Origin of the sequence: Alcaligenes sp. SJTW-7 (genome assembly GCF_047716895.1) — a bacterium.
Taxonomy (GTDB): domain Bacteria; phylum Pseudomonadota; class Gammaproteobacteria; order Burkholderiales; family Burkholderiaceae_B; genus Alcaligenes; species Alcaligenes ammonioxydans.
The window spans coordinates 2,871,291-2,897,092 of sequence record NZ_CP136682.1 but is presented as its reverse complement, the minus strand read 5'-3'; the positions used below and the strand labels follow the sequence as shown (position 1 = coordinate 2,897,092).

Genomic DNA, 25,802 nt, shown 5'->3' with positions numbered 1-25,802 from the left:
CTACCATGCTAGACAGGAGATGGACTTTGGCTCACAACGACCCCGTACGCGTCGGCGTTCTTTATTCGGCAACCGGCATGACCTCGACAATTGGTCAGTCGCAATGGCAGGGAACCAAACTGGCGATAGAGGAGATCAACGAAGCTGGCGGCCTGCTGGGACGCGAACTGGTGGCCGTTTGCTACGATCCGGCCTCCCGGCCAGCGTGCTACGCACAGCAGGCCGAGCGGCTGATCGTGCAGGATCGTGTCAATGTGATTTTCGGTTGCTACATGTCCAGCAGCCGCAAAGCCGTCATCCCGATTGTGGAAAAGTGGAACAAGCTGCTGTTCTATCCCACCTTGTATGAGGGTTTTGAGTTTTCGGGCAATGTCATCTATACGGGGGCCGCACCCAATCAGAATAGTGTCCAGCTGGCGCATTTCATGACCAGCAATTTTGGCGCGCGGGTCTATATGATCGGCTCGGATTATATCTACCCTTACGAGTCCAATCGGATCATGCGCGAGCTGGTCATGCAGCATCCCGATAGCAAGGTGCTGGGCGAACACTATCTGCCCCTGGATGCTAGCGAGGGCGATTACAGCCTGATTATGGATGATATACGGCAGAAGCAGCCGGACTTTATTTTCTCCACCGTAGTGGGGGACTCCACGGCCAATCTGTACCGTGCCTATGCCCATGCCGGCTTTAACCCGCAGACCATGCCCATTGCCAGCCTGACGACCTCCGAGGCCGAAGTTGCCCAGATGGGGGCGCACATTGCCTGTGGACACTTCACGGCGGCGCCGTATTTCCAATCCATCGAGTCCGAGGTCAATGCACGCTGCCTGGCCAGTTTGCGCAAGCGTTTTGGGGCGGATTGTCACCCTAATCTGTGTTGGGAGGCCGCCTATTCACAGATGCATTTGTTCGCCAATGCCTATCGACAATCGGCCAGTGATGCCATTGGGGACTTGCTGCCCTATCTGCTGGGCAGTGAGCTGGATGCCCCGCAGGGGCGGATCAAAATCGATCCCTCCAATCATCACACCTGGCTCTATCCACGAATCGGGCGCATCAACGCCGAGGGCAATTTTACGATTGTGCGTCAGGCAACCCGTCCCGTCTCGCCCGACCCCTATCTGGTCACCCACTCCTTGGGTGACTGGACTGCCAAGCTGGATACTTTGGAGACATAAAGCGTGGCCAACTCCTCTTCCTACGGTGATGAGCCGGCAAACAAGCCCTTGCGAGCACGAAATCGTTTTCCGCATGCCACCTCGCCGCAGCTCAAGGAACTGCGGCAGCTGACAATGGTGGTCATGCATCCGGACGACAGTGACGGCCGATTGCTGACCCAACAACTGCAGCGCATGGGGTGTTCCGTCCAGACAATCTGGCCACCGACGCAAAATCTGCCCTGCGGAACGGATCTGGTCTTTCTGGCCGTGCAGCCCGATCTGCTGCATCTGCGTCTTGACTGGGTGTGCGAGCAGGATGCGCCCACCATTATCGCGGTGGTCAATTACGAAAACCCCACGATTGTCTCTGCCGTGCTGGATCTGAATATTCAGGCCATTCTGCCTTCGCCGATCCGGTCCTTCGGCTTACTCTCCACGGTGGTGCTGGCCCGAAAATACCACAAGGAACTGCGCCAGCAGCGTCGCCTGATCAGCAAACTGCAGACCAAGCTGATGGGGCAGCGGCATGTAGCGCAGGCCAAGACAATCCTGATGCGAACTCATCAGGTGTCCGAGGATCAGGCCTACGATTTGATCCGCGAGCAGGCGATGAACAAGCGCAGCACGATTGAAGATATTTCGATTGCCATTGTAAATGCCAGTGAAGTGCTTTCTCTGGGACAGCAGGGAGCGCCCTGGCGGGGGAGCTAGGCGGATGTTTTCCTTCTGCTTCTTCCTGTCCGGTGTCCTTGCCTAAGGTTGTTCAGGGGGGCGGGAAGCCTCAAGGAGTGGGACAAGCGCAGCCCTGTTTGCGGGTGTTGTTTTACCTGCCCTTGTGTGGTGTGTGAGCGGCAAGCGCCCGAATCGGCTGATGCAAAACAGCCGTGCGCAGCAGGACGAGTTTCCCCAGGCAGACCCACTGCACACAGACAAAGGGCGGTCTGTCCTTGAGACAGACCGCTCCTGGACCGATCCGGTCTGCCACTACTCCCTTATCGGTGAGGTCGCGACGCCCCAGCCTAGCGCCTGATACAAGGCAATCACGTTCAGATAAGACCCGGTTTCTGCCAGCGCCAGCTCCTGTCGGGTCTGGTTTAAGTCGCGCTGATTTTCCAGCACATCCTGATAGGCTCCCGCGCCGATCTCGTAGCGTGTTACGGCACGGGCGTGTGCTTGTTCCAGATGACGCGCGGCGCGGGTCAGACCAAGCAGGCTTTTCTGGTGTTGAGTCAGATGGTGCAAAGCCCCCTGAATTTCTTCCTGAGCCTGCAGCAGGACTTGTTGATAGTGCAGACGGGACTCGTCTGCAAGAGCGCGCATGCCGCGCAAACGAGCTTTGGCATGGCCCAGACGCAAGGCAGGCCATTGCAGGGCGGGCGAGACATCAAAGGCCCGGGCGGCATGACCCAGATCACTGCCCCGCAGAGCGAAAAACCCGATAAAGCCTGCCAGATCCAGACGTGGATACAGCTCTGCTGTTGCTGCGGCCACGTCGTGCGAGCTGGCCAGAATCTCCTGTCGGGCGGCCCGTACGTCAGGCCGGTTAAACAGCAGCGCATTCACATCCCCCAACGGCAGGGCGGCGGCCAACGGGGCTTGCGCACTGGGCAGCGGCGCATCAAGAGCCTGAGCTTTTCCACCGCTTAGCACCTGCATGCGCAAACGGGCTCGTTCGAGCTCGCTGCGCAGTTGGGGCACCACGGCGTTTGCACGCTCCAGACTGGCCTGGGCATTGTCCAGATTCTCGGGCAACTCCCGGCCCAGTGACACGCCAGCTTCTACCAGCCTGATGGTCTGTTCCCAGCTGCGTACATCGTCCTCGGCCAGCGCCAGCCGTCGTTGCAAACCTTGGGCCTGCACATACTGGCGGGCCAGCTCAGCCGCAATGGCCTGGCGAGTCAGGTCCAACTGCGCCGCGCTGGCTTGGCTGCGAGCCTGGGCAGAACGGGCCAATTGTTCCAGGCGGCCGAAAACGTCAATCTCCCAGGAGGTCTGCATGCCCAGTCGCCAATTTTCCTGAACGCCATGATCAATCGACCCGTCTGGTGCAGCAAACTGCGAACCGCTACGGTGATAGTTAGCGTGAGCCGTGACGGCCGGCAGACGGTCGTGCTGACGTTCATCGATCAGGGCGCGGGAGGCTCGCCAGCGAGCCTGCGCCTGGGCAATATCCAGATTGTGATCCAGGGCCTGGGCGATCAGGGCATCCAGTTGCGGGTCCTGCAACAGCGTCCACCAGTTCTTGTCCTGGCTGGCGGGATTGGCAAACTGGCCGCTCCAGGTGGGGGCGTCCAGCTGAGGGGTGGCGGGAATGGAGGAGTCCAGCCCCACGGCGCAAGCACTGAGCATCAGGCAGGGGATCATCCACTGTAGAGCACGCGTCAAAGGGGCAAGCGACTGGCGTAAAGTGAGGCGCGTCATGATGCCTGTTCTCCGGTGCAAGAGCGTAGCGCCTGGGCCAGCTCACGTGCCCGAGGAGTGTTGGCCTGATGAGCGTGATTGCGCGCCAGCAAGGTATATAAGGTAGGCAAAATAAACAGGGTAAATACGGTGCCGATCAACATGCCTGAGACCAGTACCACACCCAGACTAAAGCGGCTGTTCGCCCCCGCCCCGGAGGCAAAGAGCAGGGGTATCAAGCCAAAGACCATGGCTGCGGTCGTCATCAGCACAGGGCGCAAGCGAATGCGGGCCGCCTGCAAGATGGCATCGGGTTTGGTCAGCCCTTTTCGGGATTGCAGCTCATTGGCAAACTCCACCATCAGAATGCCGTGCTTGCTGATCAGCCCCACTAGTGTGAGCAGACCGATCTGCGTATAGATATTGAGCGTGCCCAATCCCAGGGCCAAAGGCAGCAGGGCCCCGCACAGGGACAAGGGCACTGTCACCAGAATGAGGATGGGGTCCAACAGGCTTTCGTACTGCGCGGCCAGCACCAGATAAATCACAAGTAGCGCGGCCAGAAAGGCCCAGGCCAACGACTGGCTTTCCTGGGTGAATTGGCGTGATTCCGATTGCCAGTCATGCGTAAAGCCGGCGGGTAGTTGGCGTGCAAGGTCGTCCAGGTACGCGACTGCCTGCCCCAGGGTGACGCCAGGGGCTGGAATGGCCTGCAGTGTGGCCGAGTTTTGCTGGTTGAACTGGCGCAGGCTGTTCGGTTCCACTTCGCTTTGGATTTGAACCATGGTCGACAAGGGCACCAGCTCGCCATTGGCACTGCGTATAAACTGGCGTGTCAGGGCTTGAGCCGTCAGGCGCAGTTCACGCTGGCTTTGCGGAATGACGTCGTACGAGCGGCCATCCAGCGAGAAGCGATTCAGGTAGTTTTCGCCGACCAGCACGGCCAGCGAGTCGGCAATGTCACGCAGGCTGATGCCCATGCTGGCCGCCTTGCTACGATCGATTTCGAGACGGGCAACCGGCTTGTTATAGTCCAGGTCGCTATCGACCACGACGAACAGGCCACTGTCACGGGCTTGCTGCTTCACCCATTCCATCGTGTCGTACACCGTGCGGTAGTCGCCGGGACTGCGCAGTACCAGCTGCACCGGCAGACCGCCGCTGGAACCGGGCACGGGGGCGAGCTGGAACGCGAAGATACTGCTGCCTGCAATCTGGCTGACGCGAGCTTGCAGTTCTTCCTGAACCTCGCTGGCATTGCGTTCGCGTGCGCCCCAGTCTTTCAGGTTGATTCCGCCAAAGCTGGCGGCTGGGCCGTCTGTTCCCATAATCAGCCACGTGCTCTCGGTTTCGGCGATGGCACGATAAATGTCATCCAGCTGTTTACCATCGCGCTGGGCATAAGCCAGGTTGGCGTTCTGGGGGGCTTTGACAGCGGTGAGCACGCTGGCCTGATCCTCAACCGGCGCCAGTTCGCTGTGCGTCATTTGATAGAGCACCGGCAGGCTGATGAAGATCACCAGGGCGACGGTCACGCTAAGCCAGCGGTGACGTAAGGAATACGCTAATAAACGGCCATACCGGACCGATAGGGCGTTGAAAAATCGTGCGGCCAGATGGGCCATGCGGCCTTCCTCTTGTTGCGCGGGTAGCAGTAAAGAGCTCATGACCGGGGACAGGGTCAAGGCCACTACCCCGGACACCAGCACTGCGCCCGCCAGGGTCAGGGCGAACTCTTTGAAAAGTGCGCCAGTCAATCCGCCCATCAGGCCAATCGGGGCATAGACGGCGGCCAGCGTCAGGGTCATGGCAATGACCGGGCCCGCAACTTCACGCGCGCCCAGCAGGGCGGCCACTACGGGCGAGCGTCCCGCCGCAATATGTCGGTGTACGTTTTCCACCACCACAATGGCATCGTCCACCACAAGGCCAATAGCCAGTACCATGGCCAGCAAGGTCAGCAGGTTGAGGCTAAAGCCAAACGCCAGCATCAGAGCAGCGGCCCCCAACATGGACAGAGGAATGGTGGCCAGCGGAATCAGCACGCTTCGCAAGGAGCCCAGGCACAGGTAAATCACCAACACCACGATCAGCATGGCTTCCGTCAGGGTTTTGAGTACCTCATCAATAGAGGCCTGAATAAATCGTGCTGTTTCAAACGCCAGGGCCACTTCCACGCCCGGCGGCAAGGTGGCTTCAATGGCAGGCAGACGCTCTCGAATGCCGTCCACAATGCGCAGGGGGTTGCCGCCGGGCGTCGGGAACAAACCCAGGTGAACCGCCGGCAGGCCATCCATCAGGGCGCTGGTTTCGCTTGTCGCCGCGCCCAGCTCCACCGTGCCCACATCGCGCAGTCGCACCAAGGAGGTGCCGTCCTCACGCACGATCAGGTCCTGAAATTCGGCCACGCTGGTCAGGTCGGAGTTGAGCTGGATGGTGCTGAGCACATGTTGACCTTTGACCATGCCGGGGGCGGCCTGATAGTTGTTGGCACGCACGGCCTGGGCAATATCGGCCGCCGTCAGGCCATAGCCAGCCATGCGGTCCGAGTCCAGCCACAGGCGCATGGCCAGTTTCTGACCACCAAAGGTCTGAATTTTGGCCACCCCGTCAATGGTGGAGAACATGGGTTCCACCACGCGAGACAGATAATCGTTCAGTTCCGGGATGGAGAGTGAGGTTGTGGAAAAGCCCACATATGCGACGGCGGTGGAGTCGCCGGAGGAGCGCTCGATAACCGGGTCATACGCCCCTTCGGGCAAGCGATAACGTACCTGGCTGACTTTGCTCATGACCTCTGTGAGAGCTTGGGTGGAATCGCGATTCAGTGCCATGCGCAAGCTCACGACACTGCGGCTTTGCACGGAGCTGGAGGACAGATAATCGACCCCTTCGACCGAGGCCAGGGCCTGGGCAATTGGTTGCGTGATAAAGCCTTGCATCAGCTGCGCAGAGGCGCCAGGGTATTCGGTGGTAATCGTGATGGTGGAGTTCTCCAGCAGGGGATACTGCCGGATCGGCAGCTTGTTCAGGGAGAACAGACCCACCATCAACAGCAAAGCGCTGACCACCAGGGCCAGGACCGGGCGCCGCACGAACAAATCGGTAAAACCGGGACGGGAAGCGGTATTCATACAGGCTCCTTGCGCTGGGCAGTTTGTACCGTGGAGCCGTCCCGGATCTTGATCTGTCCGGCGCTCACCACCCGATCACCTTCTTTCAGACCATCCGTGATCTCAACGCGCTCATCCCATTGCTCGCCAGTTTGCACTGCCACACGTTTGACTTGCCACAAGCCTTGGCTGGCCGGGGAGGCGACAAAAACGGTCTGACCGTAGGCCGTATAGGTCAGCGCTGTTTCAGGCACGGTCAGCACGGAAGACGGCGCGGGGCGCTTCAGTTGTACTCGGGCATACATCCCTGCCTTGAGGCGCCGCTCTGGATTGGGCAGCAGTGCTTGCAAGCGCACCGTGCGCGAGTCGCCGATCAGCGGGTCGATGGCGCTGATTTGCGCCTGGAAGTGTTCGCCCGGCCAGGCATCAAGCTGCACCTGCAGTTGTTGGCCGACGCTCAAGTCAGGCAGGCTGTGTTCCGGAACCGTCAGGTTGATTCGCAAGCGGCTATCGTCGACCAGGCTGGCGATAGGCTGGCCAGGTTGCAGATAATGGCCCTGATGCAAGTGGGTAATGCCTATCTGGCCCGAAAACGGAGCATTGACCTGCTTCAAACCCAAAGCGGCTTGTTGGTACTGCAACTGTGCCTGTGCCATCGCATGATCTGCCTGCGCCTGGTCCAGTTGTTCCTGGGTGGCCGCCTGCTGCTCTTTCAGCTTGCGCACTCGCATGAGCTGGATCGCGGTCTGTTTGACCTTTGCCTGCTCACGATGCACACCGGCCTGTTCGAGCTCATCATCGAGCAGGAGCAAGGGCTGACCTGTCTGAACCGCTTGTCCTGAGGCGAATTCAATCTTGCGGATGCGTCCGCTGGTCTGTGCACTGAGCAACACTTGTTGCCAGGCTTCCAGCGTACCGACTGCATGTAAAAGACGAGGGGGGATCTGGGATTGCACGCTGGACAGTTCGACGACGGCAGGCGGGTAGCCCCCGGTAGACTGGGTTTGTTCCGTGGCTGGGAGCAGCCGCCAGCTCAATACCCCCAGGCTGGTTAGAACGACAATCATGATTCCGATGCGACGTGAACTCATGCGCTTTGCCCTCCTGCCTGGTGCTCCCGCCACAGCGGCTGTCTGGGTGGATGCGTCCGTCCGGATCGTTGGTCCCGTTGTGCCCAGTCCTCGGGTTTGAAAGAGGTGGCGCGCACAAGCGGTTTGCAGGGCGGGGAGAACACGATGGCAATGAGCGCGCTTAGCGTAGACATGCCGGGCCGCATGCAGACTAACGGTCTGGCAAACAGAGTCCAGAAAAGGGAAAACATGGCAGGTTCCTGTGACGACAAAAAGGCAGCCGACATGGCTTGCCTTAACTAGGGACCTGGACTATAAAACCTCAAGTTAACTTGAGGTCAAGGGGGCCGAAATGGAAAAAACAGTCGATCCCAGCCGTACCCTGACGGTGGGGGAAGTGGCCAGACGCAGCGGCGTGCCTGTCTCCACCGTGCATTTTTACGAGTCTAAAGGCTTGATTGCCAGCACGCGCAACAGTGGAAACCAGCGCCGCTTTGATTCAGTGGTGCTGCGCTATATTGCGATTATCAAAGTCGCCCAGCGCACCGGCATTCCGCTGGACGAAATCCGCGATGCCTTGCGTGGCTTGCCGGCGGGCAGCAAGCCCAACGCACAGCAATGGCAAGCCATGTCGCGCCGCTGGAAAGACAGTTTGAATGAGCGTATTGAACAGTTGACGCGTCTGCGAGATGAGCTGATGCATTGCATTGGCTGTGGGTGCCTGTCGATGAATGAATGCCCGTTGCGCAATCCGGCTGACATTTTGGGCCAGCAAGGGCCCGGTCCCCAGATTCTGGAAAGAAAGCTGGAGACCGGCGTAGCGTCTTAGCTCGGGTCGGGCGACTGCGCGTAAAGCGCCGTTGCCTCCGAGGTAACCAGGGCCTGGTAGCGCTCGAAATGGTTCAGGATATCGTTGATGACCTGGCTGGAAGACAGCCCCATCAGGTCGTAACCCCGACTGCCATCGGCAAACACCGTGCGCACCTGCCATTCCTGAGGGCGGGTCTGCTCGTTACGGGCGGCCGCCGCGGTGAAACTGGCGACGCGGCGCGCACGCAGTTCCACCCCATAGACGAAGTTGCGCTGGTTATCGGCCTGAATCGTCAACTGGGCCGTGTCTGCTTCGCCCGTTTCCAGGTTGACATTCAGGTTTCGCTTGCCCAGTTCCTCTGCCACAGCCTGCAAGGCGGGAATGACAGTGTCAGCCAGAAAACGACGGGCGTCGCGCTGATTAGGGGTGTGCAGGATGGTGGAAAGGCGCCGTCGCCAGGACACCTCCGAGCCAGGCGCCGGGCCGGACAGTGGGCCTTGACGACGTAGCCGGGACATATCCGCCTTCATGCCTTTGAACAGCCCCAAAATCAACAGGAACATGATGATGGCAAAAGGCAGGGCACTGACCAGAGTCACGGTTTGTAAAGCGGTCAGACCACCAGCCAGCAAGAGCAGGGAAGCGGCGGTGCCTTCCAGGGCGCACCAGTAAATGCGTTGCCAGACGGGGGCATCTTCCACCCCACCGGCGGCCAGAGTGTCGATAACCAGGGAGCCCGAGTCGGCTGAGGTCACAAAGAAAATGGCTACCAGAATAATTGCCAAGGTCGAGGTGACATTGGACCAGGGCAGGTATTCCAGAAACTCGAACAGGGCCACTGAGGCATTTGCAGCAGCATCCTGGGCCAGCTGGCCAGCGGCCACACCCATGTCCAGAAAGATGGCGGTATTGCCAAAGACGGTCATCCAGAAGAAGGTAAACACCGTGGGCACCAGCAATACGCCCAGCACGAATTCGCGGACGGTACGACCACGGGAAATACGGGCGATAAACATGCCTACAAAGGGTGACCACGCAATCCACCAGGCCCAGTAAAACAGGGTCCAGGCCTTCATCCAGCTTTGCCCGCGGAATGCTTGTGTACTGAATGAGCGCGCAAAAAAGTTATCGAGATAACCGCCGATATTCTGTACAAAAGCATTCATCAAAAAGGCCGTCGGGCCCACAAAGAGCACAAACAGCATCAGGGCAACGGCAACCAGCAGATTCAATTCAGAGAGCCGGCGTATACCTACATCCAGTCCACTGACAACGGACAGGGTGGCCAAGGCGGTAACGACCACAATCAGAACAATTTGCAGCCAGGTTTCCTGCGGCCAGCCAAATAAATGTTCCAGGCCTGCGTTGATTTGCAGCACCCCAAGGCCCATGGACGTTGCGATACCGAACAAGGTGCCGCAGACGGCAAAGATATCGACGCTGTCGCCAATCCAGCCCTCAATGCGTTTGCCAAACAAGGGATAGAGTCCCGAGCGAATGGTCAGGGGCAGGTTATAGCGAAAGCAGAAATAGGCCAGGGATAAACCCACAACCGCGTAAACGGCCCATGCATGAACGCCCCAGTGAAAAAAGGTGATGATCTGCGCCTGATGTGCCGCCTCGACGGTGCTGGCCAGGCCCGAGGGTGGGGCCGAGAAGTGTTGCAGCGGCTCGGCCACGGCAAAGAACATCAGGCCAATGCCCATGCCTGCTGCAAACAGCATGGCCATCCAGGTCAGGTACGGGTAGTCGGGTTCCGAATCATCCGGCCCCAATTTCAGATTGCCATACCGGCTCAAGGCCAGGTAGACCACGGCAAAGAAAAACAGGGCCACAGCCAGGATATAAAACCAGCCGAAACTTTTAATGACCCAGTTTTGTAGCTGTTCAAAAATAAGTGCGGCGTCTTTAGGGAAAATAATTCCGATCAGCAAGAAGATCAGGACGATAAAGGTCGATCCCCAGAACACCCGTGGATGTAGCGTGCTTTTAAAAGGCAGCCCCATGTCATGCTCCGTTTGTAACTAAGAGGGCACAGCTTACCGAGAACGACTGCCGCTTGAAAGGTTTGTTAGATTAGGAAATATTTGCTCAGGGTCGGAAAGGATCTATTGGCAAAATGAGTTCCTGGTGTCCGGCCTGCCGGGTCAACTCCAGCTGATGCAGCACACTGGCGCTGGCTGTATGCACGGCCGAATGCAGGTCTGCGCCCAGGATCAGATGGGCTAGCAAGGTCGAGGCAAACAGATCGCCGGTGCCTTTGGCAGCGCAGTCGACGCGGGGGTGACCCAGCAAGGTGTCGGCGCGGGGCTCTTTGCGGGCCATTAACAGTTTGATCTGCCCATCCTGCCAGGATTGGGGAGCAGCACTGGTGGCAATGACCCACTCCGTGCGACCGTTAAGCAGTTTGTGCGCGGCGCTGGAGCTGGCCTGAACGGTATCGCAGGGCTGTTGGGCCAACAGGGACAGTTCGTAGTTATTCGGGGTCAGACCATTGGCCAGTGGCAGCAAGGTGTCGTGATAGCTGTCGATTAGTGCCGGGTCCACATAGACGCCCACATCCAGGTCGCCCATGACAGGGTCGACGATGACGAGTACATCCGGGTGTTGGCGCAGCAAGGTTTGGAGCCAGTGCGCAATGATGACGGCCTGCTGGGCACTGCCCAGATAGCCGATCAGGACCGCGCGCACCTGGTCCAGAGCACCGCGTAACACCAGGTCGTTCAAGAATCCTTCCAGCCACTCGTCGGGCACGGCGCCGCCATGGACGGTTGGATACTGGGGATTATTGCTCAGGAGCACAGTCGGAACGGTCGCCACCTTAAAGCCGTATCTGCGCAAGGTCGGGCCGGCAACATTGTTGCCCACCCGACCGTAAACCACTTGGGACTGAATGGAAACGACATCCACATGGTAGGGATGTCGTTCCCGATCAACAAACGTTACCGCATTGTTCATGCAGCACAATCGGCTTTGTCGGCTTGCTTGAGTTGGCTGAGCCAGCTGTTGAGAACCGTAGCGGCAGCGGCATGCAGGCGTTTCTGTACTGCCATGGCCTCCAGGCGCAGCATTTGCGGATCGATGTCAGCGTGTCCTAGCTCATTGGCATGACCGACCAGCCAGCGCTCCAGCTTGCTGGTGTCGGCTTCCAGGTGAAATTGCAGGCCCAGGACTTGAGTGCCGAAGGAAAAGGCCTGGTTCTGGCCTACATCGGTACTGGCCAGATGAACGGCGCCATCCGGAATGTCGAACTGATCCCCATGCCAGTGCAAAACGGGAATGCCACTGATGGCGGCCAAAGGCGACTCCTTGCCTGCCTCGCTCAGTTTCAGAGGAGAGAAACCGATTTCCTTGACACCTAGCGGGTAGACATTGGCGCCCAGCGCGCGCGCAATCAATTGTGCGCCCAGGCAAATGCCCAGCAGGGGCTTGCCAGCCAGCAGGAACTTGTGGATCAGTTCCAGCTCATCGCTCAGGAAGGGGTAGATTTTTTCGTCGTAAGCGCCGATCGGCCCGCCCAATACCACCAGCAGGTCCGCATCCTGTGCTCCCAAGTGACGCACAGACTCGACGGAAGGGTCAATATAGTGAACTTGGTAGCCCTGCTCGATCAGAACAGGCTCCAGCGTGCCCAAGTCCTCAAAATGAATATGACGCAGTGCGATGACTTTCTTCATAAGGTTTTCTTTCAGTCCAGAGGGTAAGGATGTCAGCTCGTGGTGCCGATGTCTACATTCATGGCACCCGATAGCGGGAAGGTGCAACATGCCAGAGCATGGCCCTGCGCCTTGTCCTGATCGCTCAGGCAAAAGTCAGGTTCAGAGCGGTATTCGCCCTCCGAGATCTGTACCCGGCACGCGCCGCAAATGCCCGACCGACATTGGCTGCGAATGGGTACATCGGCTGCTTCCAGCATTTCCAGCAGGCTGCTGCCCGGTTCGGGCGAGAGTGTTTGTCCGGTACTGCGTACATTGATCTGCAAGGGGGCGCTGCCAGCTGCAGGCTGGATCTCTGCGGCCGAGCTGGCCGGCGGGGAGAACGCCTCGATCAACATATGCGAGATGGGGTGTGCCTGTTTGGTGTATTCGCGCAGGGCTTGAGCAAAGCCGTGGCTGCCGCAAATGACGACGGCCTGCGGATCTTTTAGTTGCTCCATATTTTCAAAGGAGGGGCGTCCCACCTTGAAATGAGCGCTTTCACGGATTTTTTCCTGCGTGACAAACACCGTCAGCGTGAACCAGCTGCTGGTCAGATCCAGTTGCAATAGTTCATGCAAAAAGGGAATGTCGGCAATACGGGCAATACTGAGCAGCAAATGTACTTGTGGTACTGGCAAGCCGTCCTGGGCTCGCGCCGCCAGTTCACGCAGCAAGGCAATGGGCAGGGTAATGCCAATGCCGCCAGCGATCATGGCGATACGCTCATAACCGACAATAGAATCTACCGAAATCTCGCCTGCCACATACTGCAGGGGCACGCTCATGCCCTCGCGCAACGTGGCGTGCAAATGATCGGAGACGCTATTGCGGCCCGAACCTTTGACAGCAATTTCAATCAGGTCTGGATCGGCCACGCGAGTGATCGAATACATACGCTGTTGAATCGTGCCACCGGTATCGGGGTAGCTCAGGGCGACATGCTTGCCGGCCCGCAAGGCGCTCAGAAAATCGAAATGCTTACTTTGCACGCGCAAGGTGAACACTTTGACGTTTCCGGCCTCGGGGCGAACGGTCTCGCAGCGCGCCTGAATCATGGCTGTCATTGCAGCGCCTCCTGTTGCTCGTCTTGGGCCTGTGCCTGCCCCGATTTGCTGTTCAAGCCAATGCGCTCGATCAGGCTTTCAACCGAACCGGTGTACACGCCAATTTCGTTGGAATCGCCGGTGTCGTGCAAAATGTCGCGTGCATTGGGGAAGTTCACCATGGAGAACACTTTTTCCCAGGCGCCCATTTCGTTGTTGGCGAACATTTCCACGGTGCGCAGGATAACGGCACGCATATGCTCACGCTCTTTCTGGCTCAGACCGTGAATGATGTCCGAGGCGACAAAGCTGAACACGCTGGAGTGGCTCCACTCGTCCATGGCGTGCGTGCGGGTCACTTCATGGCAGATAGTCTGGATGCTCTTGTCCTCAGCCATGGTCTTGAGGTAGTCGGTAATCAGGGTTTCGGACGCGCAGGCAATGGCAAAGCGGGTCAGGCGACGCTCGGATTCAGAACTGCACTGGCTCAGGATGTCGTTGCGCCATTGCACCAGGTTGAAGTTGGTGAAATCCAAAGGTTGCAGACCGCGCATGGAATAGATGTAGTTGCATGCCATGATGGACATGCGGGTGTGCAGGGCTTCATCCAGCAAGGCCTGGGACATCACATCCTGCAGCAGATTGCGGTTGGCGCTCGGTGGCGGCGTCTTGATGATGTCTTCGCAGGACGGAGTGACGACGTTGCACTCCACATAAATGGTCTTGAGGTTGTAGATCCCCCAAGCGTAAGACAGACACTGCGATTTCAATTCCTCAGGTGCTTCCAGCCAGGCCTGGTGCTCACGGAAAGGCAGCAGACATTCGCTGAAATCGGCCTTGTTCGGATCGAATGCCAAATTGTTGTAGTCCGGCAGCTCCTGATTGACCGCCGCCCGGTTTTTCCAAAGTACAGACAGCTTTTGCAGCATATTACGTACAGCATCATCGGTTTCGTAGCTTTTGATAGTCATTTCAAACTTCCTTGCTGTTGGTTGCGATCCGTTCGAAATGAACAGATCGTTTTGTTATTCCACCTGTCTCTATTTCCGAATGGAAATTCGCAGGCTTAAAAGGATTTGCTGCTCTTTCAGCCCGGTTTCAAAAAAAGCCCGTTACCGGGTCTTTAGGAACCTTGCAAGATCAGCGCGGTTGAACTGCCGTTAAAGCAATGGCGTTTCCTGTGGTTATGGGAAAACTGGGGATGGTTTTAATGCGCAGATTGAAAAGAGTGATAATCTGTTTGAGCGTTTAGAAGTATGGGCATTGAGTATTCGTTGGCTGCATTCTAATGATCCTATGACAATAAATGACAGACCATTTTCAGGCTATTTAACAGACCACTTAAGAATAAAAATTTGATTTCTGTTTTAATTCTTGACTGAAATAATCGGGATTGGCTTTCTTGCTGTGTTTCAAGGGATTTTTAATTCTTTATGCCTTGAATGTTTATCCGGACAATAATGATTAAAAGTGGTCTGGTGAATTAATTTTTAATGGACTGTTTGATTGGACGATAAACAGAATAGGATGTTTATCTTTCGCCCTGGAAAACGACATGCCCGGGCTTGCCCTTTTGTCTCGTGACTGAAAAACGGTCGCGACCGTCAAGGGGCTTATATCTAAACAGGAACTCCCATGAAGAGTCTTGCCGGTGGCGACACCTCCCACCTGCCTGTGGTGGGTTCGCAATTTCTACAGCAAAGCGATCGCAATCTTTGGGACATCATCGAGGCCGAGCGACGCCGACAGCAGCACACCATTGAGCTGATTGCTTCGGAGAATTACCTGAGCCGATCCGTTCTGGACGTACAGGGGTCCTTGCTGAGCAACAAGCAGGCGCAGGGATACCCAGGGCAACGGATTTATGGCGGGTGCGAACAGGCCGACCAAACCGAAGAGCTGGCTATCGAGCGGGCCAAGTCGGTGTTCGGGGCGGCGTTTGCCAATGTGCAGGCCCACTCGGGCAGCCAGGCCAATCTGGCGGTCTATCTGGCCCTGCTCTCGCCGGGTGATACTATTTTGGCGCTGGATCAAAGTGCCGGCGGCCATATCAGTCACGGCTCGCATGTGAATGTTTCGGGGCGCTGGTTTCAGACCTGTTCTTATGGTGTGGATCGCCAGACCCAGTGGGTGGACATGGACGAGGTGCGTGCTTTGGCTCACAAGGAGCGTCCTCGCCTGATCATCGCGGGTGGCTCCTCCTATTCACGGACGCCCGATTTTGCCGAGTTCAGAACGATTGCCAACGAGGTCAATGCATATCTGATGGTGGATCTGGCTCATAGCGCCGGACTGGTGGCGGCGGGCTTGATGGAGTCGCCCGTACCGCATGCCCATGTGACCACTTTTTCCACGCATGGCACTTTACGCGGTCCCCGAGGTGGCATCATTTTATGTAATGAGCCCAAGTTGGCGGAGCGTTTGAGTCAGGCTGTGTATCCGGGCCTGCAGGGTGGGCCTTTGCTGAACATTATGGCGGCCAAGGCAGTGGCACTGGGAGAGGCAATGAGCCCTGCCTATAAAGCCTATGCACAGGCGGTCATCATCAATGCGCGCAGTTTGTGCCGCCGATTGGCTGAAGGTGGCCTGACTGTGGTGTCGGGAGGCACGGACTGCCACTTTGGCGTGGTGGATCTGCGCCCCTGGGAGTTGTCCGGGCCCTTGGTAGAACGGGCCTTGGCGCAGTTGGGTATCAGCTTGAGCAAACATCGTGTGCCGTATGAGCAGGCTCATGCGGCCTATTCCGGCATACGGGTGGGGAGCGGCGCCTGTACGACCCGGGGGCTGGGGGAGGATGACTTCAAGGAAATTGGCGACATGATTCTGGCGTTGCTGGGCGGCGTGCGCAGCGGTGCTCGCAGCGCGCGCACCGAAAATGCCATTTTAGAAGGGGTAGCCGATCTGAACCGGCGATATCCCCTGGCATATTGACTGCAGCCTGGCTCAACCCTTGCCCTGACGCAAGGCGTTGGCCAGACGCAACATGGCGGATTCAATCTCGTAGGCCGTCAAGGATGCATAGCCCAGTAGCCACCCCTGTTGTTTTTCCTCACCAATATACAGCCGGCTCAAACCGGGTAGCTGTACGCCAGCGCTTAGGGCGCGGCGCAAGGTGTGTTCTTCCGACCAGCCGGGCTCAAGGAAACAGGGTATCTGCAAGCCGCCCTCAGGTCTGGCGGCGCGCACAATACCTTGAAGATGTTGTTCAATGGCCTCCAGCATGATCTCCCGACGCCCCGTGTACAGCTTGCGCATGGCCCGGATGTGCGAGTTGTAGTGGCCGTCTTCCATGAAACGCGCCAGGGTCAGCTGCAGTATCTGAGGAGTGTGCCCATCCATGATGCTGCGGGCTTGTGTAAAGGGTTTGACCAGCTCCGACGGCAGAGCCATATACCCCATGCGCAGCCCCGGATAGAGCGTTTTGCTGAACGTGCCCAGGTAAATCGTACGCTGATACTTGTCCAGACCCTGCACGCAGGCGGTGGGCAGGCCGTCATAATGAAACTCGCTGTCGTAGTCGTCTTCCAGAATCCAGCGGCCATTTTCGGCCGCCCAGCGTATCAGTTCCAGGCGACGTTCCAGTGAAAGGGTCGCCCCTGTTGGGTACTGATGGGAGGGGGTGACATAAATGCAGTTTGCACCGCTGCGGTCTTCATGCAAAAGCTCGGTGCGCAGGCCCTGTTCGTCCACCCCAATAGGTACGACACGGGCTTCGGCCGCTTCAAAAGCCTTGCGCGCGCCGAAGTAACCTGGATTCTCAACCAGAATGGGCTTGCCCGCATCGACCAGTAGTTGCGCACACAGGAACAGAGCTTGGCGCGTACTGCTCAAAATCAGAATCTGATCCGCGGATACCTTGGCGCCTCGTTCCAGATTCAGGTATACGGCAATCGCTTTGCGCAAGGACTCGGTGCCCTGGGGATCACCATGTAGCAGGATGTTGGCGCGAAAGTCCTTCATGGCCTGACGCTGCAGGCGTTCCCAGACATCGGTCGGAAAGTTGCGGGTTTCAGGCAAGCCGGTGGCAAAGGCCTTGATGGTTTGCTGATCGGCAATACCGCCACTTTCAAATACGGCGCGGCCCCGGCGGCTCAAGCCGGTACCCGGTTCCATGACGCTGCGTTTCAGATCCTGGGCCTTGATGCGCCGGTAGGCGCTGCCTCGCAGCTCGGTTCCCACGGATTCAGAGACATAACTGCCCGAACCTTCACGTCGCACGATAAAGCCGTCGCGGTGGAGTTGGACATAGGCGTTCTCGACGGTATCGCGCGCCATGCTCAATGATTTGGCCAGTGAGCGCGTGGCAGGCAGCTTGACTCCGGGACCCAGAGCGCCATCCAGAATCAGCGCCCGTAGGGCACGTTGAATACGCTGGTGAAGATCCAGGGATTGAAGTTCGTCATCGTTAAGACGCATTTTCAAGGTGTCCAGTTCAAACGAACGCGTCATGCGGTCTGCTCCAGAGAAGATTAATGGTCTGACTAGTCAGACCATTGTGCTCGTAGACTTGATTGTCGTTGCCGAAATAGGGGGGGCCTGTTCCGGCGTTCAGGTTTGTACAGGATCTCAGCAAGTATGTCCCGACCCTTTAATTTCAGCGCAGGGCCCAGCGCCTTGCCGATCGATGTTCTCTTGCAAGTGCGCGATGAACTGCTCGATTTTGCCGGCACGGGGGTATCCGTGATGGAAATCAGCCATCGCTCCCAGCCCTTTATGGATTTTGCCCACGCGACTGACGCCGCGGTGCGTCGCGTTCTGGCAGTTCCATCGGACTATCACGTGTTGCTCCTGCAAGGGGGGTCGTATCTGCAGTTTTCTCAAATTCCGATGAACCTGTTTCATAAAACAAACACAGCGGACTATATACACACGGGCTTGTGGTCGGAGCAAGCGGCTAATGCCGCCAGGCAATATGGGATTGTGCGAACCATTGCCAGTTCTCATGAAACTGGATTTGATCGTGTTCCTGAAATTAATGAATCTCATATTAATCTGGATGCGGCTTACTTGCATTACACGGAGAATGAAACTGCACAGGGCTTGCAATTTTCAAAACCACCCATTTCGTCTATCCCATTAGTGTGTGATGCCTGCTCCAGCCTGATGTCCAAGCCGATTGACATTGCCGCACATGATTTGGTTTATGCCTCAGCCCAGAAAAATATGGGTATTGCCGGTGTCACGCTCGTATTGCTCAATCCTGCTATTTTAGACAAGCCTTTGGCTGCAACGCCACAGGCGTTGGATTTTTCCATTCAGGCAAAAAAGCAGTCCCTGTTAAATACTCCTTCCACGTTTTCCTGGTATGTGATGGGCTTGATGATGGAGTGGATTGAACGTACGGGTGGAATAGAAGTGCTGCATGAAATCAATAAGAAAAAGTCACGCCATCTTTATAACGTGATTGATGGCAGTAATGGTTTCTATATCAATCATGTTTTGCCTGATTATCGATCTATCAATAATGTTCCTTTTCATATTTTCGAAAGAAATTTGGAGGATCTATTTGTTCGGGAAGCGCAGGAAAACGGATTTCATGGTTTGAAGGGCCATCAGTCGACTGGGGGCTTGCGCGCCAGCATTTACAACGCCGTCACCCTGGATGCGGTACAGGAGCTGGCGCTGTTCATGCGCGAATTCGTGCGCACGCACGGTTAAGGGCGATGCCCGCCTCTCAGAGCGGCCAGGCAGGTGGCTGCGATTTGACCTAAGATTTTTTAAGGAAAAGCGATGTACGACAACACACTCACTCTGGCTGAATTCGACAAGGAACTGGCTCAGGCCATGGCTGGTGAACAAAGCCGTCAGGAAGATCATGTAGAACTGATTGCCTCGGAGAACTATGCCAGCCCCTTGGTCATGCAGGTTCAGAACTCCGTTTTCACCAACAAGTACGCTGAGGGTTATCCGGACAAGCGCTATTACGCCGGTTGCGAGTTTGTGGACGTGGCCGAGCGTTTGGCCATCGAGCGCCTGAAGGCCCTATTCGATTGCGATTATGCCAACGTGCAGCCTCATGCCGGAGCACAAGCCAATACCGCCGTGTTTCTGGCCCTGCTCAAACCTGGCGATACGGTAATGGGGATGAATCTGGCGCAGGGCGGGCACCTGACGCACGGTAATCCCATCAATATTTCGGGGCGTCTTTACAACATTGTTCCTTACGGCGTCGATACCCAAACCGGGCTGATCGATTACGACGAAATGGAGCGGATTGCTATCGAGACCAAGCCCAAGATGTTGATCGGCGGTTTCTCTGCCTATTCACGCGTGAAGGATTGGGCGCGTATGCGCCAGATCGCTGACAAGGTGGGTGCCTGGTTCTGGGTCGATATGGCTCATGTGGCCGGCCTGGTGGCGGCGGGTGAGTACCCCAGCCCCTTGCCATACGCACATGTGGTTACCAGCACCACGCACAAAACCCTGCGCGGCCCACGTGGTGGCGTGATCATGGCTAAAGGGCAAAGCGACGATTTCTACAAACGTTTGAATTCAGCGGTGTTCCCCGGCGTGCAAGGGGGGCCCTTGATGCATCTTATTGCAGCCAAAGCCGTTGCCTTCAAGGAAGCCCTGCAACCCGAGTTCCGTACCTATCAGCAAAATGTGGTGCGTAATGCCCGAGCGATGGCAGCGATACTGATTCAGCGTGGCCATACCATCGTGTCTGGGGGTACGGATAACCACATGATGCTGATTAACCTGTCGACCAAGCCTTATACCGGGCAAGAAGCCAGTGATGCCCTGGCGGATGCTTACATCACCGTCAACAAAAACTCAGTGCCCAACGATCCGCGCTCGCCCATGGTGACCTCGGGTATCCGTATCGGAACGCCTGCCGTGACGACACGGGGCTTTACCGTGGCCGATTGCGAGCAACTGGCGCATTACTTGTGCGATGTGCTCGATGCTTATGAGGCGGGCACGCTGGAGGCCGTCAAGCACGATATTCGTGAGAAGATCGTCACCTTGTGTCGTACGTACCCGGTGTATCAGGTACAAACGGAACCAGCCCAGCTGTAATGTGTCATTCTGTTGATAAGGACCCAGCCACTTCGGTGGTTGGGTTTTTTTATGATGAATAATATCTCAAGTCTTTTTTCTTATTTTTCTGCCGCTTTTAGTTTATTTATCTTTCTGAGCGTGTTGGCGGGCTTGCTCTACCTGTTCTTAAGGGGGGCGTATTTCATATTTTTCAATAAGCTATGGTCTTTCTTTCATCGCGACAAATTTTATGATGCTTATTTGGATGCCGAGCGAGAAAAATCGCTGGATGTAGAGCGTTTCAAGATCATGTTCGGGCTCCACCGCGTTGATGATATTCAGACAGTGAAAGACACACATCGCGCGGTGAAATGGGCGCACTCCAGCGCCATTGCTCTGAGAACACTGGGCAAAGCAGGGGTCTGGGTCAACTGGAAAGAGCAAAGAGTAGAGAAACCCAAGGCTGTGCAACGGGCGGTGCTGCCGATTTTTTGGATTTTGATCACTTTTTTGATCGCGATTTTCGCGACTTTAGTCATCCGTCCCGATGCGATTATTAAATTTAAAGAAAGCGAGGTTTGGGCATGGCAGGGCGAGAAGGGCTTGCACTCTTTCCTGGCGTCAGGAGATAAAAAATGGGTTTATGATCTTTCCGATTGCTCACTACCGAAACAAGCCCAGACTGTTCCTTTTCTTGAGGATGAAAGGGAGTGGGTTTGTGCGGCGGTCAAGTCAGGAGATTATTTTTCCAGCTTACACTCAACGGTGAAATTCCAGCGTTATTTCAGTGCGCCCATCCTGATTTTTCTGATGTGGTGTTCTGTTCTGCTGCTATTGAAAAGCCACTCTTTGTCCACCGCATTGCGTTTGCATCGAATCCTGCATCCCTGCCGAAATGCTCAATGACCGGGATCGGCACGCCGCCTGCTCCAGTTTGCATATCCTTTGGCGCGCAGTTCGCAAGCGGGGCAGCGTCCGCAGCCATATCCCCAGTCATGCAGCGCTTCCCGCTCATTCTGGTAACAGGTATGGCTGTCTTGCTGGATCAGCCTGACCAGAGCATCTGAGCCCAGTTGGTCGGCCATCTCCCAAGTATCAGCCTTGTCCAGCCACATGAGGGGCGTCTCTATGGTTAGGGGACGCTCTATGCCCAGACTCAGGGCGACTTGCAAAGCTTTAAGGGTGTTGTCCCGGCAGTCCGGGTAGCCTGAGTAGTCAGTTTCAGACATGCCGCCTACCAGCGTATCCAGCCCGCGACGGTAGGCCAAGGCAGCGGCCAAAGTAAAGAACAGCAGGTTGCGACCGGGCACGAAGGTATTGGGCAGGCCATCGTCCTGCACCGCAATGCGCATAGGCTCAGTCATGGCGCTGCCGCCTATCTGTCCCAGAACACCGGCGTCAAGCACATGATCTTCGCCCAGGCGCTCTGCCCAATGTGGAAAGTGTCGGCACAGATTTTCTCGCAACGTCTGGCGACATTGCAGTTCCGCATGGTTTCGCTGGCCGTAGTCAAAGCCCACGGTCTCCACAAACGCAAAACGATCCAGAGCCCATGCCAGACAAGTGGCCGAATCCTGTCCCCCCGAAAATAGGACCAGGGCTCGACGACGGGCAAGCTGCGGCTTCATGCTTTGACCTGCGCAGGGCTCAGGGCGCGGCGTTTCATGGTGCTGATCAGCGAGTTGAGCAAGACACCGTACATAGGAACAAACAGCAACAGGCTCACCCCCAGCTTGATGACGTAATCGACGAGCGCGATTTCGCCCCAGTGCTCCGCCATGAAAGGATTGCTGCTGCGCCAGAAGGCGATGCCGAAAAAGGCCAGAGTATCCAGTGCCTGCCCAAAAACTGAGGCGGCGGCCGGGGCGATCCACCACTGCGTGTAATCGCGGCGGATGCGGTCAAAGACCTGTACGTCCAGCAACTGTCCCAGCACATAGGCCGCGAAACTGGCCAGTGCAATACGAAAGACAAAGCTGTTGAACTCGCCCAGTGCCTGCAAGCCATTGAACTGGCCTTCATGGAACAGCACGGAGACGACATAGGAGGCGATCAGGGCCGGAAACATGGCGCGGGTGATGACGCGTCGTGCCTGCGATTTACCCATCAGGCGCACGGTCAGGTCGGTTGCCAGAAACACAAAAGGAAAGCTGAAAGCGCCCCAGGTGCTATGAAAGCCAAACAGCTCAATAGGAAGTTGAACCAGATAATTGCTGGCGATCACGATGAATACGTGAAAGGCAATGAGAAGTCGCACATACAGCGACAGCCGTGAAGACGGCATAGCGGGCAGAATCATGTCTGAACCTTTTTGGTGGATGGGGTGAGGGAACCCATTGAAAATGGACTGCAACCAATTATTGTACGGGCAGTTGCGGTTTGAGGGAATGTGTACCGGTCGCCAGTGTAGCGTGGGCGCCCGACCGCCTTATATGTCTGGCTTGATAAGGCTTATGGCTCAACGCAGGAGTGGGGCGATTGCATCCCCGCTTGCGGTTTGCAGCAGCCCGGCGCCTGGGGCTGGGCTGACCGATCCCATTTAAGCGGTGGGTTGCAGTTGTTCCATCAGCAGGCGCTTGTGCAACAGACGGACTTCTTCAAAGGCCACGGGCGAGTTTTCCGGTCCCAGGACCAGCAGGACCATCAGCCACATCAGGGAGGGCGAGGCAGCCAGCGTGTAGTCCGAGGCGCTGACATCGGGGCGGATGAGCCCACGCTGTATTCCCGCTTCAAAGAAAGCCTGGTTAGCCATGTAGTTCTGGCTCAGGAGCTGCTTGCCCCAGTAATGCGCCAGATCAGGCACTCGACCGCTTTCTGTCATCAATAGCCTGAACATGGCTTGCACATCCGGGCTGGACAGACGTTCATACAGTTGCTTGAGATACTCGTCCACGATACAGGACAAAGTATCGGCCTGGTAAGAATCCGATAGTTCGAAGGCATGGCCTTGAGCAGGCAGCAGAGTGTGGCGAAGCATGTCCTCGAATACCTCGTCTTTGCTGCTGTAGTGCGCGTAAATTCCGGACTTGGAAATGCCGGCGCGGGCCGCGATGCGTTCCAGCGAGGTACCCAGAAATCCCCGGTGAGAAAACTCTTCAAAGGCGGCGCTCAGAATTTCGCGTTTGCGCTCGGCCGAGGACAGGTAGCGTCGCTTGTTTGTGCTTTCGTTTTTTGTCGATTTATTGCTAGGTGAGTCTGTCATGTCATCCTGTAGGGATGGGCAAGAGATGGGGCCTGCAGTATATCAGGCCGTCAGTTTCGGGCCCCGGTTTGCCAGAAGGTAAGCGTGTCCTGGGCACATGCTTGTTTTGTCATATGGCGGCAGAAATAATAGTTCTGTCCTGACTTTAAAACCGTATTTGTTTCAATAGATTTCATTGGTTTTTCTTTTAGGTTTCTTCCCTTTTTAGGGAAGGTTTATTTATTTTCATTTCCGTTTTATTTCCCTATTTCATTTCAGGCACGGTATAACAACAAGTGCAGCTTGGATGTTGTGTTTTTATGTGTCATGAGCTTGATCTAACGCAAAGGTTTTTTATGGGTTTTTGTTAAAAGGCCTGCATGCAAAAAGTTTAGATGTAAACTGGTGTATTATCAAAAAGACTAAGCGGTCGTATCTGCTTTTTCTTTGGATGTACTTTTTGCGGAGTGACAATGGTGAGTAGGCAGTCCCCTGATCAGACTGAGCATCTGGACGCATCCGCACGAGCCGCTTGGGCTCGTATCTGGAGCTCGCTCTCTCCTGAATCGCAGTTTCTAGCCTGGATGGACTGGATACGCCATCTGGGTTTGAGCCCAGGTAAACAGGAGCAGCTCAGACAACTGGCTCAACGCCAGTGGGAGCAGTTGTTTCGCGAATGGAGCCAAGAGCTGGCAGCGGCGGCTCAACTTCCTGCTCACGCCTCTGTTCAGACCCCGTCGTCTGCTGCTGTTGCCGACCGTCGGTTTTCTGATCCTGCATGGGACCGTTGGCCATTCAATTTATTGCGACAGACCTATCAGGCGCAGCAGCAATGGTGGCAAAGTGCCACTGAAGGAGTGGCTGGCGTTGAGCCGCATCATCAAAAGCTGGTCGCTTTTGGTGCCGAGCAATGGCTGAACATGCTGAGTCCCAGCAATTTTGCCTGGACCAACCCCCTGGTATGGGACAGAACCCTGGCCGAGCAGGGCGCGAATTTCAGTCGCGGTCTGGAGAACTGGCAGCAGGATATGCAGGCCCAACTAGCGGGTGAGCCGCCTGTCGGGACCGAGGATTTTCAGGTAGGAAAGGATGTGGCCGCTACACCCGGCAAGGTGGTGTTGCGCAACGAGCTGGCCGAGCTGATTCAGTATGCGCCCAGCAGCAAGCAGGTCCACCCGGAACCCGTTTTGATTGTTCCGGCCTGGATCATGAAGTACTACATTCTAGACCTGTCGGCCCATAACTCCCTGATTAAATACTTGGTAGATCAAGGCCATACCGTATTTTGCGTGTCCTGGAAGAACCCCCAGGCCCAGGATCATGCTTTTGGCATGGACGATTACATTCGTCTGGGCTGGAAAGCCAGCCTTGATGCGATCAACGCGATTGTCCCCGGCCAGAAAATTCATGCTACGGGCTATTGCCTGGGCGGCACCCTGCTGGCGATCGCGGCAGCCGCCATGGCACGGGATGGCGATGAGCGCCTCGCTTCCCTGACCTTCTTTGCTGCGCAGACGGACTTTTCAGAGCCGGGCGATTTGTCCTTGTTCATCGACGAAAGCCAGGTCAGTCTGCTGGAAGCCCAGATGGCCGATGAAGGGTATTTACGCGCCAATCAGATGGAAGTGGCCTTTCAGCTTCTACGTTCCGCGGATTTGGTATGGGCGCCTTTGGTCAATAAGTATTTATTGGGTGAACGCCGTCCGCTTAACGATCTGATGGCCTGGAATGCGGACGCTACCCGTATGCCTGCCACCATGCATTCGCAATATTTGCGGCGCATGTATTTGAATAATGATTTAAGTCAAAACCGTTATCCGGTGGAAGGTCGTATCGTTTCTCTTGCGCACATTAATTTGCCTATTTTTTGCGTCGGCACTGTTTCTGATCATGTTGCCCCCTGGCGCTCTGTTTATAAGCTGCATTATCTGGTGCCTGCCGAGATCACGTTTGTTTTGACCACAGGCGGTCATAACGCCGGAATCGTCAGCGAACCGGGCCATCCGCGCCGTCATTATCAGATTCATACCCGTGCAGCAGGCACAGCGCCTGTTTTGGTGGACGAGTGGCAGGCACAAGCCGCTTCGCATTCAGGTTCCTGGTGGCCCGCTTGGAGTGCATGGCTGAAAGCGCGCTCGGGCGCGCAAACAAAAAAGCCACCGCAGATGGGTGCCGCCAAGCAGGGTTACGCCCCTCTAGGCCCCGCGCCCGGTCAATACGTATTGGTGAAGTAAGCAGTCTGGTCATACAAGCTTGCACAACAGTGAGCTTGCCGCTTTGTTCCAGGTCGGCAACCGGCGCAACGCCAGTTGCTGACATGCTGTATTGCCTTGACGGCAGTT

20 protein-coding genes are annotated in these 25,802 nt (G+C 56.5%); 8 read left to right on the top strand and 12 right to left on the bottom strand.

Annotation, left to right across the window (positions count from 1 at the left end):
* Positions 1-26: 26 nt before the first annotated feature.
* A complete protein-coding gene (locus RSQ48_RS13110; protein WP_415301872.1) occupies positions 27-1,181 on the top strand; it encodes a transporter substrate-binding domain-containing protein in 1,155 nt (384 codons plus the stop codon).
* 3 nt (positions 1,182-1,184) lie between these two features.
* Positions 1,185-1,874 (top strand): ANTAR domain-containing response regulator, encoded by a 690-nt coding sequence (locus RSQ48_RS13105; protein ID WP_003803183.1) that lies wholly within the window; start codon positions 1,185-1,187, stop codon positions 1,872-1,874.
* Positions 1,875-2,147: 273 nt separating this feature from the next.
* Here the strand turns inward: RSQ48_RS13105 and RSQ48_RS13100 are convergent, their stop codons facing one another.
* From RSQ48_RS13100 to RSQ48_RS13090, 3 genes are read right to left on the bottom strand one after another with little or no spacing between them, the layout of a single operon-like run.
* On the bottom strand, positions 2,148-3,584 hold the full coding sequence (locus RSQ48_RS13100; RefSeq protein WP_336579227.1) for a TolC family protein: 1,437 nt from the start codon (positions 3,582-3,584) through the stop codon (positions 2,148-2,150).
* Positions 3,581-6,697: a MexW/MexI family multidrug efflux RND transporter permease subunit gene (locus RSQ48_RS13095; RefSeq protein ID WP_415301871.1), complete on the bottom strand. Its 3,117-nt coding sequence runs from the start codon at positions 6,695-6,697 to the stop codon at positions 3,581-3,583. Before RSQ48_RS13095 ends, RSQ48_RS13100 begins: the two co-directional genes overlap by 4 nt.
* Positions 6,694-7,767 carry an efflux RND transporter periplasmic adaptor subunit gene (locus RSQ48_RS13090; RefSeq protein WP_059318595.1) on the bottom strand — a complete coding sequence of 358 codons (1,074 nt, stop codon included), beginning with the start codon at positions 7,765-7,767 and terminating at the stop codon, positions 6,694-6,696. The genes RSQ48_RS13095 and RSQ48_RS13090 overlap by 4 nt, the downstream gene beginning before the upstream one ends.
* A gap of 331 nt (positions 7,768-8,098) precedes the next feature.
* Here RSQ48_RS13090 and soxR point away from each other — a divergent pair, with 331 nt between their 5' ends.
* Positions 8,099-8,575: a redox-sensitive transcriptional activator SoxR gene (gene soxR / locus RSQ48_RS13085; protein ID WP_003803192.1), complete on the top strand. Its 477-nt coding sequence runs from the start codon at positions 8,099-8,101 to the stop codon at positions 8,573-8,575.
* Here the strand turns inward: soxR and RSQ48_RS13080 are convergent.
* The 5 genes from RSQ48_RS13080 to RSQ48_RS13060 all read right to left on the bottom strand — a co-directional run bounded on the left by RSQ48_RS13080 (position 8,572) and on the right by RSQ48_RS13060 (position 14,269).
* Positions 8,572-10,563 carry a BCCT family transporter gene (locus RSQ48_RS13080; protein ID WP_003803194.1) on the bottom strand — a complete coding sequence of 664 codons (1,992 nt, stop codon included), beginning with the start codon at positions 10,561-10,563 and terminating at the stop codon, positions 8,572-8,574. The genes soxR and RSQ48_RS13080 overlap by 4 nt on opposite strands.
* 85 nt (positions 10,564-10,648) lie before the next feature.
* Positions 10,649-11,515 carry a pyridoxine/pyridoxal/pyridoxamine kinase gene (gene pdxK / locus RSQ48_RS13075; RefSeq protein ID WP_003803196.1) on the bottom strand — a complete coding sequence of 289 codons (867 nt, stop codon included), beginning with the start codon at positions 11,513-11,515 and terminating at the stop codon, positions 10,649-10,651.
* Positions 11,512-12,234 (bottom strand): glutamine amidotransferase, encoded by a 723-nt coding sequence (locus tag RSQ48_RS13070; RefSeq protein WP_003803198.1) that lies wholly within the window; start codon positions 12,232-12,234, stop codon positions 11,512-11,514. The genes pdxK and RSQ48_RS13070 overlap by 4 nt, the downstream gene beginning before the upstream one ends.
* 32 nt (positions 12,235-12,266) lie before the next feature.
* Positions 12,267-13,319, bottom strand: a complete 1,053-nt coding sequence (locus tag RSQ48_RS13065; RefSeq protein ID WP_003803200.1) for a 2Fe-2S iron-sulfur cluster-binding protein — start codon at positions 13,317-13,319, stop codon at positions 12,267-12,269.
* The gene (locus tag RSQ48_RS13060; protein WP_003803202.1) at positions 13,316-14,269 is read right to left on the bottom strand and encodes an AurF N-oxygenase family protein; all 954 of its coding nucleotides are present in this window, start codon (positions 14,267-14,269) and stop codon (positions 13,316-13,318) included. The genes RSQ48_RS13065 and RSQ48_RS13060 overlap by 4 nt, the downstream gene beginning before the upstream one ends.
* A gap of 664 nt (positions 14,270-14,933) precedes the next feature.
* Between RSQ48_RS13060 and glyA (RSQ48_RS13055) the strand changes: the two genes are divergently transcribed.
* Complete coding sequence (gene glyA, locus RSQ48_RS13055) at positions 14,934-16,229, top strand: serine hydroxymethyltransferase (RefSeq protein WP_003803204.1); 1,296 nt, start codon at positions 14,934-14,936, stop codon at positions 16,227-16,229.
* 12 nt (positions 16,230-16,241) lie between these two features.
* Here glyA (RSQ48_RS13055) and RSQ48_RS13050 read toward each other — a convergent pair whose 3' ends face one another.
* Positions 16,242-17,747 carry a PLP-dependent aminotransferase family protein gene (locus tag RSQ48_RS13050; protein WP_415301870.1) on the bottom strand — a complete coding sequence of 502 codons (1,506 nt, stop codon included), beginning with the start codon at positions 17,745-17,747 and terminating at the stop codon, positions 16,242-16,244.
* Between the two features lie 126 nt (positions 17,748-17,873).
* On the opposite strand from RSQ48_RS13050, the gene serC reads away from it, so the two are divergent.
* The 3 genes from serC to RSQ48_RS13035 all read left to right on the top strand — a co-directional run bounded on the left by serC (position 17,874) and on the right by RSQ48_RS13035 (position 21,185).
* Positions 17,874-18,956: a 3-phosphoserine/phosphohydroxythreonine transaminase gene (gene serC / locus RSQ48_RS13045; RefSeq protein WP_415301869.1), complete on the top strand. Its 1,083-nt coding sequence runs from the start codon at positions 17,874-17,876 to the stop codon at positions 18,954-18,956.
* Positions 18,957-19,028: 72 nt separating this feature from the next.
* Entirely contained in the window at positions 19,029-20,318 is a 1,290-nt protein-coding gene (gene glyA / locus RSQ48_RS13040; protein ID WP_003803210.1) for a serine hydroxymethyltransferase, read from the top strand.
* A gap of 51 nt (positions 20,319-20,369) precedes the next feature.
* A complete protein-coding gene (locus tag RSQ48_RS13035) occupies positions 20,370-21,185 on the top strand; it encodes a DUF6216 family protein (protein ID WP_336579233.1) in 816 nt (271 codons plus the stop codon).
* On the opposite strand, the gene queC is transcribed toward RSQ48_RS13035, so the two are convergent.
* The 3 genes from queC to RSQ48_RS13020 form a co-directional block, all read right to left on the bottom strand.
* A complete protein-coding gene (gene queC, locus RSQ48_RS13030; protein WP_003803214.1) occupies positions 21,179-21,907 on the bottom strand; it encodes a 7-cyano-7-deazaguanine synthase QueC in 729 nt (242 codons plus the stop codon). The genes RSQ48_RS13035 and queC overlap by 7 nt on opposite strands.
* Positions 21,904-22,578, bottom strand: a complete 675-nt coding sequence (locus RSQ48_RS13025; protein WP_003803216.1) for a 7-cyano-7-deazaguanine/7-aminomethyl-7-deazaguanine transporter — start codon at positions 22,576-22,578, stop codon at positions 21,904-21,906. Before RSQ48_RS13025 ends, queC begins: the two co-directional genes overlap by 4 nt.
* Positions 22,579-22,818: 240 nt before the next feature.
* Positions 22,819-23,481, bottom strand: a complete 663-nt coding sequence (locus RSQ48_RS13020) for a TetR/AcrR family transcriptional regulator (RefSeq protein WP_003803218.1) — start codon at positions 23,479-23,481, stop codon at positions 22,819-22,821.
* 452 nt (positions 23,482-23,933) lie between these two features.
* Between RSQ48_RS13020 and RSQ48_RS13015 the strand changes: the two genes are divergently transcribed.
* A complete protein-coding gene (locus RSQ48_RS13015; RefSeq protein ID WP_131070819.1) occupies positions 23,934-25,694 on the top strand; it encodes a PHA/PHB synthase family protein in 1,761 nt (586 codons plus the stop codon).
* The last annotated feature ends 108 nt before the right edge of the window (positions 25,695-25,802 follow it).

Coding starts and splice junctions, on each gene's coding strand:
- RSQ48_RS13070 (WP_003803198.1), bottom strand. CDS start 12,234: ATGAAGAAAGTCATCGCACTGCGTCATATTCATTTTGAGGACTTGGGC.
- queC (WP_003803214.1), bottom strand. CDS start 21,907: ATGAAGCCGCAGCTTGCCCGTCGTCGAGCCCTGGTCCTATTTTCGGGG.
- RSQ48_RS13020 (WP_003803218.1), bottom strand. CDS start 23,481: ATGACAGACTCACCTAGCAATAAATCGACAAAAAACGAAAGCACAAAC.
- RSQ48_RS13095 (WP_415301871.1), bottom strand. CDS start 6,697: ATGAATACCGCTTCCCGTCCCGGTTTTACCGATTTGTTCGTGCGGCGC.
- RSQ48_RS13100 (WP_336579227.1), bottom strand. CDS start 3,584: ATGACGCGCCTCACTTTACGCCAGTCGCTTGCCCCTTTGACGCGTGCT.
- pdxK (WP_003803196.1), bottom strand. CDS start 11,515: ATGAACAATGCGGTAACGTTTGTTGATCGGGAACGACATCCCTACCAT.
- RSQ48_RS13015 (WP_131070819.1), top strand. CDS start 23,934: ATGGTGAGTAGGCAGTCCCCTGATCAGACTGAGCATCTGGACGCATCC.
- RSQ48_RS13025 (WP_003803216.1), bottom strand. CDS start 22,578: ATGATTCTGCCCGCTATGCCGTCTTCACGGCTGTCGCTGTATGTGCGA.
- soxR (WP_003803192.1), top strand. CDS start 8,099: ATGGAAAAAACAGTCGATCCCAGCCGTACCCTGACGGTGGGGGAAGTG.
- RSQ48_RS13050 (WP_415301870.1), bottom strand. CDS start 17,747: ATGACGCGTTCGTTTGAACTGGACACCTTGAAAATGCGTCTTAACGAT.
- RSQ48_RS13060 (WP_003803202.1), bottom strand. CDS start 14,269: ATGACTATCAAAAGCTACGAAACCGATGATGCTGTACGTAATATGCTG.
- glyA (WP_003803204.1), top strand. CDS start 14,934: ATGAAGAGTCTTGCCGGTGGCGACACCTCCCACCTGCCTGTGGTGGGT.
- RSQ48_RS13065 (WP_003803200.1), bottom strand. CDS start 13,319: ATGACAGCCATGATTCAGGCGCGCTGCGAGACCGTTCGCCCCGAGGCC.
- RSQ48_RS13035 (WP_336579233.1), top strand. CDS start 20,370: ATGATGAATAATATCTCAAGTCTTTTTTCTTATTTTTCTGCCGCTTTT.
- RSQ48_RS13080 (WP_003803194.1), bottom strand. CDS start 10,563: ATGGGGCTGCCTTTTAAAAGCACGCTACATCCACGGGTGTTCTGGGGA.
- serC (WP_415301869.1), top strand. CDS start 17,874: ATGTCCCGACCCTTTAATTTCAGCGCAGGGCCCAGCGCCTTGCCGATC.
- RSQ48_RS13090 (WP_059318595.1), bottom strand. CDS start 7,767: ATGAGTTCACGTCGCATCGGAATCATGATTGTCGTTCTAACCAGCCTG.
- glyA (WP_003803210.1), top strand. CDS start 19,029: ATGTACGACAACACACTCACTCTGGCTGAATTCGACAAGGAACTGGCT.